This is a genomic window from Pelosinus fermentans JBW45, from assembly GCF_000271665.2.
Lineage (GTDB): Bacteria > Bacillota > Negativicutes > DSM-13327 > DSM-13327 > Pelosinus > Pelosinus baikalensis.
The window spans coordinates 5,003,385-5,018,604 of sequence record NZ_CP010978.1 but is presented as its reverse complement, the minus strand read 5'-3'; the positions used below and the strand labels follow the sequence as shown (position 1 = coordinate 5,018,604).

Here is a 15,220-nt window from a genome sequence, read left to right as displayed (position 1 = left end):
GACAATAAACCACCTTATTATTTTCAGGAGGTCTACTCATGGCATTTCATTTAAATAAATCGACTGAAGCATTTAATGAAGCAAAGCAGTATATACCAGGGGGCGTTAATAGTCCTGTACGTTCCTTTCGAGGTGTTGGCGGAACGCCGCCTTTTATTGCGAGGGCTGCAGGCAGCCGCTTATATGATATTGATTCGAATCAATATATTGATTATGTTGGATCATGGGGTCCGATGATTTTAGGTCATGCTCATCCTGCGGTAGTAGAAGCCTTAGTTCAAGCTGTGTCTAATGGAACAAGTTATGGAGCACCTACTCTTTTAGAGACTACCTTGGCTAAATTAGTGCAGCAGGCCGTCCCTTCTATGGAATTGATACGCATGGTGAATTCAGGAACAGAGGCTACCATGAGTGTATTGCGTTTAGCAAGAGCGTATACCAAACGCAGCAAAATTGTTAAATTTATTGGCTGCTATCATGGACATCATGATAGTCTGCTGGTAAAGGCAGGGTCAGGGGCGGCTACCTTAGGTGTACCTGACAGCCCTGGCGTATCCGATGCTGTTGCCGGTGGAACGATTTCCGTAAATTATAATGATATGCCAGCTTTGACAGAAGTTTTTTCCCAATACGGCGAAGAAATTGCTGCTGTCATCATTGAACCTGTGGCAGGAAACATGGGTATGGTGCTTCCGCAAGAGGGATACTTGGCAGGCGTACGCGAGATCACTGAACGATATGGTGCCTTACTTATATTTGACGAAGTTATGACTGGTTTTCGTGTGGCTTACAGCGGAGCACAATCCGTGTTCGGTATAAAACCTGACTTGACTTGTTTAGGTAAGATTATTGGTGGAGGTTTGCCTGTTGGTGCTTATGGCGGCAGGCAGGATATTATGGAGCTCATTTCTCCTGCTGGCCCTGTATATCAGGCAGGTACACTAAGCGGCAATCCGTTGGCAATGACAGCAGGGATTACCACTCTTACCCTCTTATCGCAAACACCTGGACTGTATGAGAAGTTAGCTGAGAAAACCAAAACTTTATGTGCCGGAATTCGCGCTCAAGGCGAGAAGTATGGTTTTACATTGCAGTACCATCAGCTTGGTGCCATGTTTGGCATGTTCTTCACAGACCAACCTGTATATGATTATGAGAGTGCGAAACAATCGGATATTGGTGCATTCAATACCTTCTTTCATGAGATGTTAAAGCAAGGCGTATATATGGCACCGTCTCAATTTGAAGCAGGATTTATGTCTGCTGCTCATTCGGAAGAAGATATTGCTGCTACGATTGCAGCAAGCGGTTATGCTTTTGCTAAAGTGGCAGAGTACCATAAAAACAATAAATAACATACTGAGATAATGGAATAACCCTTCGTAAAAGGGCAGTGCTGAAACGATTGTTTTGGCACTGCCCTTTTTCTTCCCGTCTTCGCGGTTCAAAAGTTCATATTGTTTTAATAAGCTTTTTTGATTTCAATTTTATAAGCTTTCAATTTTCGATAAAGTGTGCTTCTATCCATTCCCAGTAATTTAGCCGCGCGGGTTATGTTGGAATGACATTGTGCTAATGCATCAGCAATCCGTTTGTCTTCTGACGGCAGAGGGGCATTGTCTACTGGAAGGTCATCGCTCACTATGGCAGGTAGTTCTATTTCATCTTCTCTGTCATGCCAATATTTTTTTATAACATCTTCAGTAATCCATTTTTCACTGGCGATGACCACCAATCTTTCTATGAAATATTTTAATTCCCGAACATTCCCTGGCCAGGAATATCCGGATAGATAGTTATATCCAGAATCAGAAATATCCAACTGTTTAAAATGTCGTCTTTTATAATATTCCAAGAAATGATGTGCAAGATATTGTATATCATTTTTTCTGTTGCGTAATGCAGGCAGCGTCATGGTTAGTACTTTAAGTCGATAAAAAAGATCTTGCCGAAATTGTCCTTCTTTAATAAGTCCCGCTAAATTTTTATTAGTAGCTGCAATAATCCTCATATCAACGGGTATGTATTTGTCATCCCCGAGACGCATGACCTGCTTTTCCTGCAGCACACGAAGCAAGCGACTTTGGGCGTATTTATCCATTTCTGAGATTTCGTCAAGAAAAATGGTGCCCGTATGAGCCATTTCAAATAAACCAGGTTTTCCTTTTTTGGTTGCGCCCGTAAATGCTCCTTCTACATAACCGAATAATTCGCTTTCAAGTAAGTTTTGCGGCAAGGCCGCACAGTTGACAGCAACAAATGGTCCATGCTTTCGTTGGCTTTCGTTGTGTATGCTTTGGGCAAACAACTCTTTTCCTGTGCCGGATTCTCCTGAAATTAATACGGTGGCATCGATTAAAGACATTTCTTGTGCAATTCGCTTACTTTCAATCATCTGAGGTGACACTCCTAATAGATCGGTGAAGTGATATTTAGCAATGAATTTCCTGGTGATTAACTCGTTGCGGATTCTCACTTCCATTTCCTGAATGCGGGTGACATCCTGGAAAGCGATGATTGCACCAATGATCAATTGATCGACGATGATAGGTGCAATGTTAAAGCTAATCCATATGGTACCAAGCTGAACCACTTGGCCGATGGATTGCTGTCCTTCTAGTAAACAAGCATCAAAGTTGATAAAGGTAAGCATAGAGTCTATTTTTTGTCCCAGTATATCTTTGGCAGAGAGATTTAACAATCGTTCTGCCGTCGGGTTAAAAACTTTGATGACTCTGTCCTTATTAATACTGATAATGCCTTCTAATGAATAGTCTACTAAGGCTTTAAATTCTTGGGCTTTTTCTTTTTCGATTTTTCGACCCAGCATAATTTTTTGGGCTTCAAGGAGTGCCGTTCGGATGGAAAAATCTCCGGAGCGTATGAGGTGGGTCATTAATCCTTTCTTTGCAGCCAGAAGAATGGTTTTTATACCGCCTACCACGATGTCTGCATCTGTTACTGCTACTTCTGCTATTTTGGAAGGGAGATCCTCAACTGTTTTAAGAGGATATATGGTCAACTCAATGTCGAGAATGGTTGATAGTATTTCGATATCGTGGATCATATTGCTGAATGCCAATATCGCAACCTTGGGGTGAGGCAGCCCTGTTAGCTTTTTGGACTCATGAAAAACTTGGGCCAGGTCTTGACCTGTAATGGGAATTTCAACAACGGGTATATTCACTCGAGACTCAATGATTAATCGAGCGGTGCCGCCTCGGCAGACAATCACATCAACGTCTTCATTTTGCAGTTTTTTGGCAAGTCTAATTCCTCTATTTAGCCTTGCTAAATAGATATCAAATTTGTGATGTAAGCCCAGCTCATGAATGATTTTCTTGCCTTGTAAAAATAATTGTTTGTCCGGAGCAATAAAGGCGATTTTTGACAATGCTCTCAGTCCTTTATATTAAATGTTTTATCTATTATACACGCCTAAAAAAGAAAAATGCAACAACAATTGTAGTAGTTGACGCAACAATCGTTGCGTGAAATATTGCAATTGTGGCAGATGGATTATTATAAAAGTCAGACAATTCAACGTTTTATAGTTGGCATGGTTATTGCAATAGCAAGAGGTAATAGCGGAAATATTGCTAAAATAAGAAATAATCAGAATGATGGCAATATCGCACAATAAAGGAGGAAATTTGTTAATGAGTGATAAACAAGTGATTCAAAAAAAGACTACTATTCGATATTTTATACTTGCCATGTTATTTATTGTTACCACATTCAATTATGTTGATCGTGCGACCCTTTCGATTGCTGCATCTGCCATGCGGAAAGAACTTGGTTTTGATGCAGTAACAATGGGGATGGCTTTTTCGGCTTTTGGCTGGTCTTATACTGCTATGCAAATTCCAGGTGGTTGGGTTCTGGATAAGTATGGTGCTCGTGTTGTTTATGGCTCAGGATTATTTCTCTGGTCTTTATTTACGGTTTTACAAGGGACTGTTGGTTTCTTTGCAGGTAGTGCTTTTGCTATGCTTTTTGGACTGCGATTCTTAATGGGGATTGCGGAAGCACCGGCTTTTCCGGCAAATGCCAGAATTACCGCTATGTGGTTCCCGACTCATGAGCGTGGATTTGCATCTGCAATTTTTAATTCTGCGCAATATTTTGCCTTAGCCGTTTTCACTCCCTTGATGGCTTGGACGTTGCATGCATTCGGGTGGCACTATATTTTCTACTGGACTGGCGCCGCGGGGATTGTTATTTCGATCTTCTGGTTTAAGGTGATTCGTGATCCTAAAAGCCATTCAGGTGTAAATCAGGCTGAAATGGATTACATTGAAGCTGGAGGTGGATTGGCAAGTCTTGGTGATAAAAAGACTCCCATCAAATGGAACTATGTTCGGGCGTTGGTACAAAATAGACAAATGATCGGTGTATATCTTGGACAATTTTGTTTGAATACCATCACTTGGTTTTTTCTTACCTGGTTTCCAACGTACCTTGTTGAAGCAAAAGGCATGTCGATGCTAAAGGTAGGCCTTGTTGCCTCGATTCCTGCTATCGCAGGATTTGCTGGGGGTGTGCTTGGTGGCTACTGGTCTGATTGGCTGTTACGCCGAGGTAAAAGTTTAACCGTTGCCCGCAAGACACCAATTATTATTGGGCTAGTTTTTTCTAGTAGTATTATATTGGCTAATTATGTAGACTCAACAGTACTGGTTGTTGCAGTAATGTCTCTGGCCTTTTTCTCTAAAGGTATTGGTGCTTTAGGATGGTGTGTTGTCGGTGATACATCACCAAAAGAAATGATGGGAGTCAGCGGTGGGATTTTTAATATGGTAGGAAACCTGGCAAGTATTGTGACTCCTCTTGCGATTGGTTATATTTTAAAAGTAACACAGTCCTTTAATGGGGCCTTAGTGTTTGTTGGTATTATGGGTTTATTAGGAGCCATGTCTTATCTATTTATTGTTGGTGATATTCATAGAGTGGAATTAAAAATTGATAAAGATGAACCGTAAAAAATAACTCTGAAATATAGAAATAAAATAGAAAGCAAAGGAGAGATGATGCATGTCTTTGACTGAAGGTCGAAAAGAAGTACCTCTTTATATAAAAATGAATCCCATAGATAATGTTGCAATTGTGGTCAATTCAGGGGGATTGCCTGAAGGGACAATATTTGCCTGCGGTCTTGAACTCAAGGAACATGTTCCCCAAGGGCATAAAGTAGCTTTGGTTGATTTAGAACAAGATGGGGAAATTCTTCGTTATGGTGAAGTTATTGGGTACGCAGCTCGTCTGATAACAAAAGGCAGTTGGATAGATGAATCCTTAGTACGCATGCCGACGCCTCCCGATTTAGATGAATTATCAATTGGGAATAAGGTTCCAGAACCATTGCCACCTCTTGAAGGGTACACCTTCGAAGGCTTCCGCAATACAGATGGCAGTGCCGCAACAAAAAACATTCTTGGTATTAGTACAAGCGTTCAATGCGTTGCAGGTGTCTTAGATTATGCGGTAAAACGGATTAAAGAAGAAATTCTTCCTCAATATCCTAATGTAGAGGATGTAGTAGCATTGAATCATAATTACGGCTGTGGTGTGGCAATTAATGCTCCGGAAGCGATTATTCCCATTCGCACGCTGCAGAATCTTGCAACCCATCCCAACTTTGGTGGAGAAATAATGGTAGTTGGCTTAGGTTGTGAAAAGCTCCTTCCTGAAAAAATGATACCAGATAATAATGCTGCCACAATTGTTGTATTGCAAGAGCAGCGTGGGTTTCATCAAATGATTGAGCAGATTATGAGAGAGGCAGAGGAACAACTAAAAAGATTAAATTCCCGAAAGCGAGTTACCTGTCCCATTTCTGATTTGGTAGTTGGGATGCAGTGTGGCGGAAGTGATGCTTTCTCTGGTGTGACGGCGAATCCAGCGGTGGGATATGCCGCAGATTTGCTGGTGCGGGCTGGAGCGACGGTTCTATTCTCGGAAGTTACAGAAGTGAGAGATGGGATTCACTTATTAACACCCCGCGCCGCGAATGAAGAGGTTGGGCGTAAACTCATTCAGGAAATGAAATGGTATGATCATTACTTGGATCTTGGCGAAGTAGATCGAAGTGCTAACACAACGCCGGGTAATAAAAGAGGCGGCCTAGCTAATATTGTGGAAAAAGCTCTCGGTTCGATTGCTAAATCAGGCAGCAGTGCTATTGTAGGGGTACTGTCTCCCGGTGAGAAAGCAAAGGAAAAAGGGCTGATTTACGCGGCAACGCCAGCCAGTGATTTTGTATGTGGTACTCTGCAGTTGGCTTCTGGAATTCATGTACAAGTGTTCACCACTGGACGGGGAACGCCTTATGGATTAGCCATGGCACCGGTCATTAAAGTGGGGACTCGAAATGCGCTGGCAGAACAGTGGCATGATCTCATTGATGTGAATGCGGGGCAAATTGCAACGGGTGAAGCAACCATTGATGAAGTTGGCTGGGAAATATTTCGCATGATTATCGAAGTTGCTAGCGGTCGTAAAGAGACATGGGCTGAGCACTGGGGATTACACAATGCATTATGTCTGTTTAACCCTGCGCCGGTCACCTGATTCTATTTAAAATATTAAATGGAATGCTATAAAATAATGAATATTTAATCAAACAAAGGTGGGAAAACAATGAAAGTAACTGAAAATAAAGCAGGATTTACGCCAAGAGGAATCATTCCCGCAGTGATAACTCCTCTTACGGCAGAAGAGAAATTTAACGAAAAAGCCATGCGCAAGCTGATCAATTATCTGATCAGTGGTGGTATACATGGACTATTTATAACTGGGACAACTGGGGAATTCTATGGTCTGTCTCCTGAAGAAAAACGGGAAATCATTCAAGTTACCATGGATGAAGTAAAGGGCAGAGTGCCTGTTTATGCAGGCACTAATGGAATCACCACCCGAGAGAGTGTGATGCTGACTCAGTTGGCAGAAGAGTGCAAAGTGGATGCTGTATCAGTTCTGACTCCTCTATTTGTTACTCCTAATCAGGACCAGTTATATAAACATTATAAAGATATTGCGGCAAATACATCTCTTCCTGTCATACTTTACAACAATCCGCCTAAAACAGGCGTTAATCTTGCACCTGCAACGGTAGCGAAGCTGGCTGAAATACCAAATATCGTGAGCATCAAGGATTCCAGCGGTGATTTGACCTTGACCGCTGAATATATCCGTTTGACCCAAGGCAGGGACGATTTCTCCGTACTTATGGGACGAGATACTCTGATCTATGGAGCCCTTTTATATGGTGCCACAGGTTCCATTGCATCTTGTGCCAATGTGGCACCAAGACTGTGTGCTGACATTTATGAAAAATATATTGCAGGTGATTTAGAGGGAGCTTTAAAAGCACAGTTTGCTCTGGCACCTCTTCGGATTGCTTTTTCCATTGGGACATTCCCTGCAGTAATTAAAGAATCACTCATCTTATTGGGTATCGAAGCAGGACCGTGTATGGATCCGGCAGGTCCCATGACCCATGAAGAACGAGCACAGCTTAGTAAGGTATTAATTGAGATGGGATTGTTGAAGTAATTTGTAATTCCTTAAAAGACAAATGAGTCTAAAGATGAATTACGTTAATTTAAAAATAAAGGAGCAAAAGAAAATGAAAATTGGATTTATTGGACTTGGAATTATGGGGAAACCTATGAGTAAAAATTTACTGAAGGCTGGTTATGAACTTATTGTTGTGGATAGAAATCAAGCTGCAGTAGATGAAGTGGTCGCAGCAGGAGCCAAGAGTGCTGCCACTGCAAAAGCAGTAGCCCAGCAGGCGGATATTATCATCACTATGCTGCCAAACTCGCCTCATGTAAAAGAAGTGGTTTTAGGTGAAAATGGTATATTAGAGGGAGCAAAAAAGGGCACTACCTTCATTGATATGAGTTCCATAGCTCCTTTGGTGAGCCGGGAATTGGCAGCGAAACTTGCTGAAAAAGGCGTAGAAATGTTAGATGCTCCTGTGAGCGGCGGTGAACCTAAAGCGATTGATGGTACCATGTCTGTAATGGTTGGTGGCAAGCAAGAAGTATTTGATACCTGCTATCCTATAATGAAAGCCATGGCTGGTTCTGTTGTACGGACTGGTGAAGTGGGTGCAGGAAACGTGACGAAACTTGCCAATCAGGTCATTGTTGCTCTTAATATTGCAGCGGTTTCAGAAGCATTGGTGTTAGCCAGCAAAGCAGGGGTAGAACCGGATTTAGTGTACCAGGCAATCCGCGGTGGTTTAGCTGGAAGTACGGTTCTAGATGCCAAGGCACCTCTTATGATGGACCGTAAATTTGATCCAGGCTTCCGTATCAACCTTCATATTAAAGATTTAGCGAATGTATTGGAGACATCCCATGATATGGGTGTTCCGCTGCCTCTGACTGCAGCAGTTATGGAAATGATGCAGGCTCTTAAAGTAGATGGCATGGGTGATGGGGATCATGGAAGTTTAGTACGCTATTACGAAAAGATGGCTAAAGTTGAAGTAAAACGCTAATCAATGAAGTGTGGCAGCCTCAATACAGGATTTAGGCTGCCCTTTTTTGGATAGTAGCGGAACTTAGATTTTCTTGTTTCAACATAAAAAGGTGAATGAGAGGATAAACAATGCAAATTAAAAGAGGTGGAGTTGTATCAAAACTATTAGTAGATGTATCGATTCCTAAAATGTTTCGTGCAAAACAAATATTCCCAAGGTCGATTATCACACCAGAAGAAATACCGGGTGTTATTTTCGCAGAATTATCTAAAGAAAAAATTAAAAGTTTAATCAAACCGGGAATGAATATAGCAATTACTGCAGGCAGCAGGGGTATTGCAAATGTAGATGTAATTACGAAGGGAATTGTAGATTTTGTAAAATCACAAAATGCAAATCCTTTCATTGTTCCAGCTATGGGAAGTCACGGTGGAGCAACAGCAGAGGGGCAGATAGAAATTTTAACAGGATATAATATTACAGAAGAAACAATGAGATGCCCCATAAAATCCTGCATGGACACGGTCATAATAGGATATTCAGAATTAGGAAAGCCTGTGTATTTAGATAGAATAGCTTATGAATCAGACGGGATTATTGTCTCTTGCCGATTAAAGCTTCATAATGCATTTCGAGGTAAATACGAGAGCGGCCCTTGTAAAATGATGGTAGTTGGCTTGGGGAAACAAGAAGGTGCAGAGAGTGTTCATAGTGATGGTATGGGAAAAATTGCAGAGAATTTACCTGCCAACGCGAAAGTAATTCTTGACAAAGCCCCTATTTTGTTAGCAATTCCTTGCATGGAAAATGCATATGATGAAACCTGTAAAATAGAAGCGATTCACAAAGATGATATTATGGACAGAGAACCAGAATTATTAGAATGGGCTCATAAGAATATGCCGCGGCTCATTGTGGGAGAGACAGATGTGCTCATTGTAGATGAAATTGGTAAAAATTATAGTGGCACTGGGGTAGACCCGAATATTACAGGCACATTTTCTACGGATTATGCAACAGGCGGCGTACAGGTTCAAAGAACATGTATGTTAGATATCACAGACTGTTCTCATGGAAATGGATTAGGCACTGGTTTAGCCAGTGTAATTACAAAGCGATTATTTGATAAGTTAGATCCTGAAAAAATGTATCCTAATTGTTTGACAAGTACCGTATTAAAGTCAGCAGGGATTCCGATAGTTGTAGCGACGGATAAAGAAGCCATTCAATTATGTATACGGACTTTGAATAATGTAGACAAGAAAACAGCGAAGATCATTCGTATTCCTAACAGCCTTCATATTGGAAACATTATGTTGTCAGAAGGCTATTATGAAGATATTATTAGTGGAAAATACAAAGGTCTAGAGGCTGAGGATGAGCCACAATACATGGAGTTTGATGAAGACGGAAATCTGGTGACGCCTATTCATAGTGACGAGACGAAACATTGACCAGGGTGGGAGCAAACAATAGATTATTCATTACATATCGAGGATTCGGCTAAGGCTACAGCGATGTCTTATATGTCTTTTCTAGTCACGGCACAAATGGTGATTGATGCTATGACGCGAGTGGTTCGCTTAGCGTTTCAATCTTAGGTAGGGGGTGCTTTCCAATAACCGCTCAAGGCTATTGTGCCCGCATCTTTTCATAAGAAGGGAGTATTTTTTCTACGCCTCTTTTGCGAAATAAAGAATACGCTACTTGCTATCTCATGAAAAGCAGGATTATTTCATATAATAATGAATTATAGTCAAGTATTGAATGAATTTATTATTATACGAAATATGGAGTGAGGGTACAATGACTGTCAATAAAGGATTGTTAAATAATAGTATTACGAAGGCTATCACCATATTAAACTGCTTTTCTTATGAAAAACCTAGATTGCGTTTAAAAGATATTAGCGATATAACGGGGATCAATCAACCGACTGCCTATCGTTTGCTAAATACACTAAAAGAGTTTAGCCTCATAGAACAGCATGAAGGAAATTACTTATTAGGTCGGGGATTTTTAAAGTATGAGGGTATCGTTCTTAATTCTATGGAAATAAGACGTATTTGTCTTCCTTATCTTGAGGAGTTATCAAATAATCTAAAGCTAAATGTAAACCTTGCAGTACTTGATGGGAATGAAGTGATCTATGTCGCCAGAGCGGAAACTCCTTACTGTATGTACGGTTACTTTCATATTGGAATGCGGCGGCCCATTTATTGTACTGCATTAGGAAAAGTTCTAGTTTGTAAATCTCCTGAAATCGTCAGAGAGGTTTTTAAACGGGAAGTGAATCGATATACGTTACATACCATCACTGATGAGGAGATTTTTGTTAAAGAAATTGAAAAAGTACGTTTGCAGGGATATGCAGTAGATTTAGAGGAGTGGAACAATGGAATCAACTGTATTGCGGCTCCCTTATATGATGCTGCAGGGCAAGTCATTGCAGGTATTAGTATTTCAGGGCCGACAAGTGTGCAGCCGTTAGAGAAACTAATGGAGTATGTACCTATTTTGATTGAATATTCGAATCGACTCTCGGCTAGGATGGGATCAAGGGGCGGCTGGTAAAGAGGGAAAATATTACATCCTTAGTTTGGATATTAAATATTGAATATGACAAAATAATACAAGCGCTTGTTGAAAGTTCAACAAGCGCTTGTATTATTTTGTCTTGTGCAGTGTATTGAATTAGATTTGTCGACAATATTATTTATATTTAGAAAAATTAATTTATTTTTAAAAATAGAAGGAATATTTACATATTGAATAGAATATCTTTAAAAAAGAAATTGTATTTCAATATATGAAATTAAATATGTAAAAATGAAATACAATGAAATAAAAATAAGGCGGCTATTATCCAATATCAATCAATAAAAAGAATATTGAAAATGGGGGGAATGATTATCGCAATAACAAATAGCAGAGTGAAACTTAGTTTTTAAATGAATAAACCATATTAGAGGAGGATATTATGAACAATTCTACTAAAAAGACCAATGTTCGCTGGTTAGTCGTAGCCGTCTTGTTTTTTATTACCGTAATCAATTATGCGGATCGTGCCACTATTTCACTTGCTGGTCCAGCCATAGCAAAAGAATTAAAAATGGATTCTATAGCAATGGGTTATATCTTTTCTGCTTTTGGTTGGGCATATGTTATTTTTCAATTGCCTGGAGGGTATTTTTTAGATCGATTTGGCTCAAAAAAGGTATATGCCTATAGTATTTTCTTCTGGTCTTTATTTACATTATTTCAAGGATTCGTTGGTTTTCTTGCTGGAGCCACTGCAATTATGACGCTTTTTGCTTTACGGTTCATGGTTGGAGTTGCTGAGGCACCCTCTTTTCCAGCAAACAGCCGGATTGTTGCGGCCTGGTTTCCAGCGTCTGAGCGTGGTACTGCATCAGCTATTTTTAATTCGGCCCAGTATGCTGCTACTGTATTTTTCGCGCCTCTGATGGGATGGCTTATTCATAATTTTGGCTGGCACTATGTTTTTACGGTTATGGGGGTAATTGGAATCCTCTTCACATTGGTATGGAAAAAGCTGATTCATAATCCTAAGGATCATCCGATGATTAATAAAGCTGAAATTGATTATATTGCACAAGGTGGCGGCTTGGTGGATATCGATCAATCAAAAAAAGATATTTGTACGCAGCAAGGATCTGATATGCAGTGTGAACCAGGTCAAGCTAAAAAGGATAGCAGTCAAGGTGAAGGACCTAAACTTCAATATATAAAAGAACTGCTAAAGAATCGTATGATGGTAGGCATCTACGTTGCCCAATATTGCATTAACGCCATTACCTACTTCTTTATTACTTGGTTCCCGGTTTACCTGGTACAGGCCCGGGGCATGACGATCCTCAAAGCCGGTTTTGCCGCATCTGTACCAGCGATATTTGGTTTTCTTGGTGGTATTTTAGGTGGACTTTTATCTGACTTGTTATTGAAGAAGGGGTATTCTCTTACAGTTGCTAGAAAAGTGCCGATTGTACTGGGGATGCTATTATCCATGAGTATGCTTGCCTGCAACTATGTGGACGTTCATTGGATGATTATTGCGATCATGGGCTTAGCCTTTTTTGGTAAAGGGCTTGGTGCGCTTGGATGGGCGGTTAACTCCGATACAGCGCCAAAACAAATTGCTGGTTTGAGTGGCGGGCTGTTAAACACTTGCGGTAATCTTTCTAGTATCACCACTCCAATTGCAATTGGCTATATTATTCAATCAACAGGATCCTTTAATGGTGCCCTTATCTATGTTGTACTTCATGCATTCATCGCCATTGTGAGCTATTTGTTTGTTGTCGGAGAAATTAAGCGGGTTGAACTTAAATAAAAGGAGGCTTCATACGTATGAATAATAAAGTAAACGGCGGTACTTATTCAGGTACACCGATTATTACAGAAATGAAAGTCATACCCGTAGCCGGCTATGACAGTATGCTGCTGAATCTTTGCGGTGCACACGGTCCTTTTTTTACCCGAACAATCGTGATACTAAAAGACAATTTAGGACATACGGGTGTAGGTGAGGTTCCAGGGGGAGAAAGTATTCTTAGAACCTTAGAAAAAGCAGAGCAGCTTGTAGTAGGACAGTCAATTGGTTTATATAACAATATCCTCAACAATATACGTCAGCAGTTATTAGGAAGAAATACAGCAGGACCACAATCTACAGTACATAAGGTAACCTCTGCTGCTGAAGAGGCTGTGTTAAAGCAACCCCATGAAATCAATTTGCGTGCCGATAATGTTCTTACGGGGATCGAAGCTCCATTGCTTGATTTGCTGGGGCAGTTTCTGAATGTGCCAGTAGCATCACTGCTGGGGAGTGGGCAACAGCGGGAGGCTGTGAGAACTCTGGCTTACTTGTTTTACGTTGGTGACCGTACAAAAACAGATTTACCTTATCTTAGTAATCTTAATGAGAAAGATGATTGGCTGCGCTTGCGTCATGAAGCAGCGTTAACACCTGAGGCCATTGTCAGGCTCGCCGAAGCGACAACTGCACGCTATGGAGTTAAAGATTTTAAACTAAAAGGTGGCGTGATGAGCGGTGACGAGGAAATGGAAGCTGTGGCTGCCCTTGCCAAACGTTTCCCTGAGGCACGCATCACTCTTGATCCTAATGGTGCCTGGTCATTAGATGAATCCATCCGTTTATGTAGGAATAAACGCAATATAATGGCATATGCAGAGGATCCTTGTGGCCCTGAGAATGGTTATTCAGGTCGGGAAATTATGGCTGAATTTAGACGTGCTACCGGTATGCCCACTGCGACAAATATGATTGCTACTGATTGGCGGCAATTGGGACATTCATCAAATCTTCATGCTGTGGATATCATCCTGGCCGACCCTCATTTCTGGACGATGCAGGGGTCAGTACGTGTTGCACAGCTGTGCAATGAGTGGGGATTGACATGGGGATCTCACTCTAATAATCATTTTGATATTTCTTTGGCTATGTTTACCCATGTAGCAGCTGCTGCTCCTGGTAATATTACCGCTATTGATACGCATTGGATCTGGCAGGAAGGTCAGGAACATCTAACGAAAGAACCGTTTCAAATTGCAAATGGATTGATCCAAGTACCGAAAAAACCAGGTCTTGGCGTAGAAGTGGATATGGGGCAAATCGAGAAAGCAAATCAACTGTACAATAAAATTGGTCAGGGTGCTCGTGATGATGCCATGGCGATGCAATATTTAATCCCTGCCTGGAAGTATGATCCTAAGTGTCCGAGTATGGTACGTTAAATATAATAAGGGGTGGGAGATTAATGAAAGTAACTGAAAATAAATCAGGATTTACACCAAGAGGAATCATTCCAGCGGTGATAACCCCTCTTACTGCAGAAGAAAAATTTAACGAGAAAGCCATGCGTAAGCTGGTCAATTATCTAATTAATGGTGGCGTTCATGGATTATTTATAACTGGGACAACCGGGGAATTTTACGGTCTAACTCCTGAAGAAAAGCGGGAAATCATTCAGGTTACCATGGATGAAGTAAAAGGCAGAGTGCCTGTTTATGCAGGCACTAATGGGATCACCACCCGCGAGAGTGTGATGCTGACTCAACTGGCGGAAGAATGCAAAGTGGATGCCGTGTCGGTTTTAACACCGATGTTTGTTACTCCTAATCAGGATCAGCTCTATAAACACTTTAAAGACATTGCGGCAAGTACATCTCTTCCTGTGATACTCTACAACAATCCACCTAAAACAGGCGTTAATCTTGCGCCTGCGACAGTAGCGAAGCTGGCCGAAATACCAAATATAGTGAGCATCAAGGATTCCAGCGGTGATTTGACTTTGACTGCTGAATATATCCGTTTGACCCAAGGCAGAGAGGATTTCTCTGTTCTAATGGGAAGGGATACTCTGATCTATGGAGCACTTTTATATGGTGCCACTGGTTCCATTGCATCTTGTGCCAATGTGGCACCAAGACTGTGTGCGGACATCTATGAAAAATATATAGCAGGCGATCTAGAAGGATCACTCAAAGCTCAGTTTGCCTTAGCGCCTTTGCGGATTGCCTTTTCGATTGGTACTTTTCCTGCTGTGATTAAAGAGTCACTTATCTTATTGGGGATTGAAGCGGGACCATGCATGGATCCAGCTGGGGCGATGACCCATAGTGAAAGAGAGCAGCTTTCTAAGGTGTTAATAGAGATGGGATTGTTGAAATAATGGATAGATT

At 41.1% G+C, this 15,220-nt stretch carries 12 protein-coding genes; 11 read left to right on the top strand and 1 reads right to left on the bottom strand.

What is annotated here, in order from left to right:
* Positions 1 to 38 precede the first annotated feature (38 nt).
* A complete protein-coding gene (gene hemL / locus JBW_RS22170) occupies positions 39 to 1,355 on the top strand; it encodes a glutamate-1-semialdehyde 2,1-aminomutase (protein WP_007953938.1) in 1,317 nt (438 codons plus the stop codon).
* A 107-nt stretch (positions 1,356 to 1,462) separates the two neighbouring features.
* Here hemL and JBW_RS22165 read toward each other — a convergent pair whose 3' ends face one another.
* Positions 1,463 to 3,394 carry a sigma-54-dependent Fis family transcriptional regulator gene (locus JBW_RS22165; RefSeq protein ID WP_007953939.1) on the bottom strand — a complete coding sequence of 644 codons (1,932 nt, stop codon included), beginning with the start codon at positions 3,392 to 3,394 and terminating at the stop codon, positions 1,463 to 1,465.
* A 78-nt stretch (positions 3,395 to 3,472) separates the two neighbouring features.
* On the opposite strand from JBW_RS22165, the gene JBW_RS25070 reads away from it, so the two are divergent.
* The 10 genes from JBW_RS25070 to dapA (JBW_RS22120) all read left to right on the top strand — a co-directional run bounded on the left by JBW_RS25070 (position 3,473) and on the right by dapA (JBW_RS22120) (position 15,210).
* Entirely contained in the window at positions 3,473 to 3,643 is a 171-nt protein-coding gene (locus JBW_RS25070; RefSeq protein WP_158453477.1) for a hypothetical protein, read from the top strand.
* Between the two features lie 16 nt (positions 3,644 to 3,659).
* Positions 3,660 to 4,982, top strand: a complete 1,323-nt coding sequence (locus tag JBW_RS22160; protein ID WP_007953940.1) for an MFS transporter — start codon at positions 3,660 to 3,662, stop codon at positions 4,980 to 4,982.
* A gap of 52 nt (positions 4,983 to 5,034) precedes the next feature.
* Entirely contained in the window at positions 5,035 to 6,570 is a 1,536-nt protein-coding gene (gene garD / locus JBW_RS22155; RefSeq protein ID WP_007953941.1) for a galactarate dehydratase, read from the top strand.
* A gap of 69 nt (positions 6,571 to 6,639) precedes the next feature.
* A complete protein-coding gene (dapA, locus tag JBW_RS22150) occupies positions 6,640 to 7,554 on the top strand; it encodes a 4-hydroxy-tetrahydrodipicolinate synthase (protein WP_007953942.1) in 915 nt (304 codons plus the stop codon).
* A 34-nt stretch (positions 7,555 to 7,588) separates the two neighbouring features.
* Complete coding sequence (gene garR / locus JBW_RS22145) at positions 7,589 to 8,512, top strand: 2-hydroxy-3-oxopropionate reductase (RefSeq protein WP_071882506.1); 924 nt, start codon at positions 7,589 to 7,591, stop codon at positions 8,510 to 8,512.
* A 110-nt stretch (positions 8,513 to 8,622) separates the two neighbouring features.
* Positions 8,623 to 9,948, top strand: a complete 1,326-nt coding sequence (locus JBW_RS22140; protein ID WP_007959320.1) for a lactate racemase domain-containing protein — start codon at positions 8,623 to 8,625, stop codon at positions 9,946 to 9,948.
* A gap of 352 nt (positions 9,949 to 10,300) precedes the next feature.
* Complete coding sequence (locus JBW_RS22135) at positions 10,301 to 11,068, top strand: IclR family transcriptional regulator (protein ID WP_007959322.1); 768 nt, start codon at positions 10,301 to 10,303, stop codon at positions 11,066 to 11,068.
* A 406-nt stretch (positions 11,069 to 11,474) separates the two neighbouring features.
* Positions 11,475 to 12,848 (top strand): MFS transporter, encoded by a 1,374-nt coding sequence (locus JBW_RS22130; RefSeq protein ID WP_007959324.1) that lies wholly within the window; start codon positions 11,475 to 11,477, stop codon positions 12,846 to 12,848.
* Between the two features lie 17 nt (positions 12,849 to 12,865).
* Positions 12,866 to 14,272 carry an enolase C-terminal domain-like protein gene (locus JBW_RS22125; RefSeq protein ID WP_007959338.1) on the top strand — a complete coding sequence of 469 codons (1,407 nt, stop codon included), beginning with the start codon at positions 12,866 to 12,868 and terminating at the stop codon, positions 14,270 to 14,272.
* A 23-nt stretch (positions 14,273 to 14,295) separates the two neighbouring features.
* Entirely contained in the window at positions 14,296 to 15,210 is a 915-nt protein-coding gene (dapA, locus tag JBW_RS22120) for a 4-hydroxy-tetrahydrodipicolinate synthase (protein WP_007959347.1), read from the top strand.
* Positions 15,211 to 15,220: the final 10 nt, after the last annotated feature.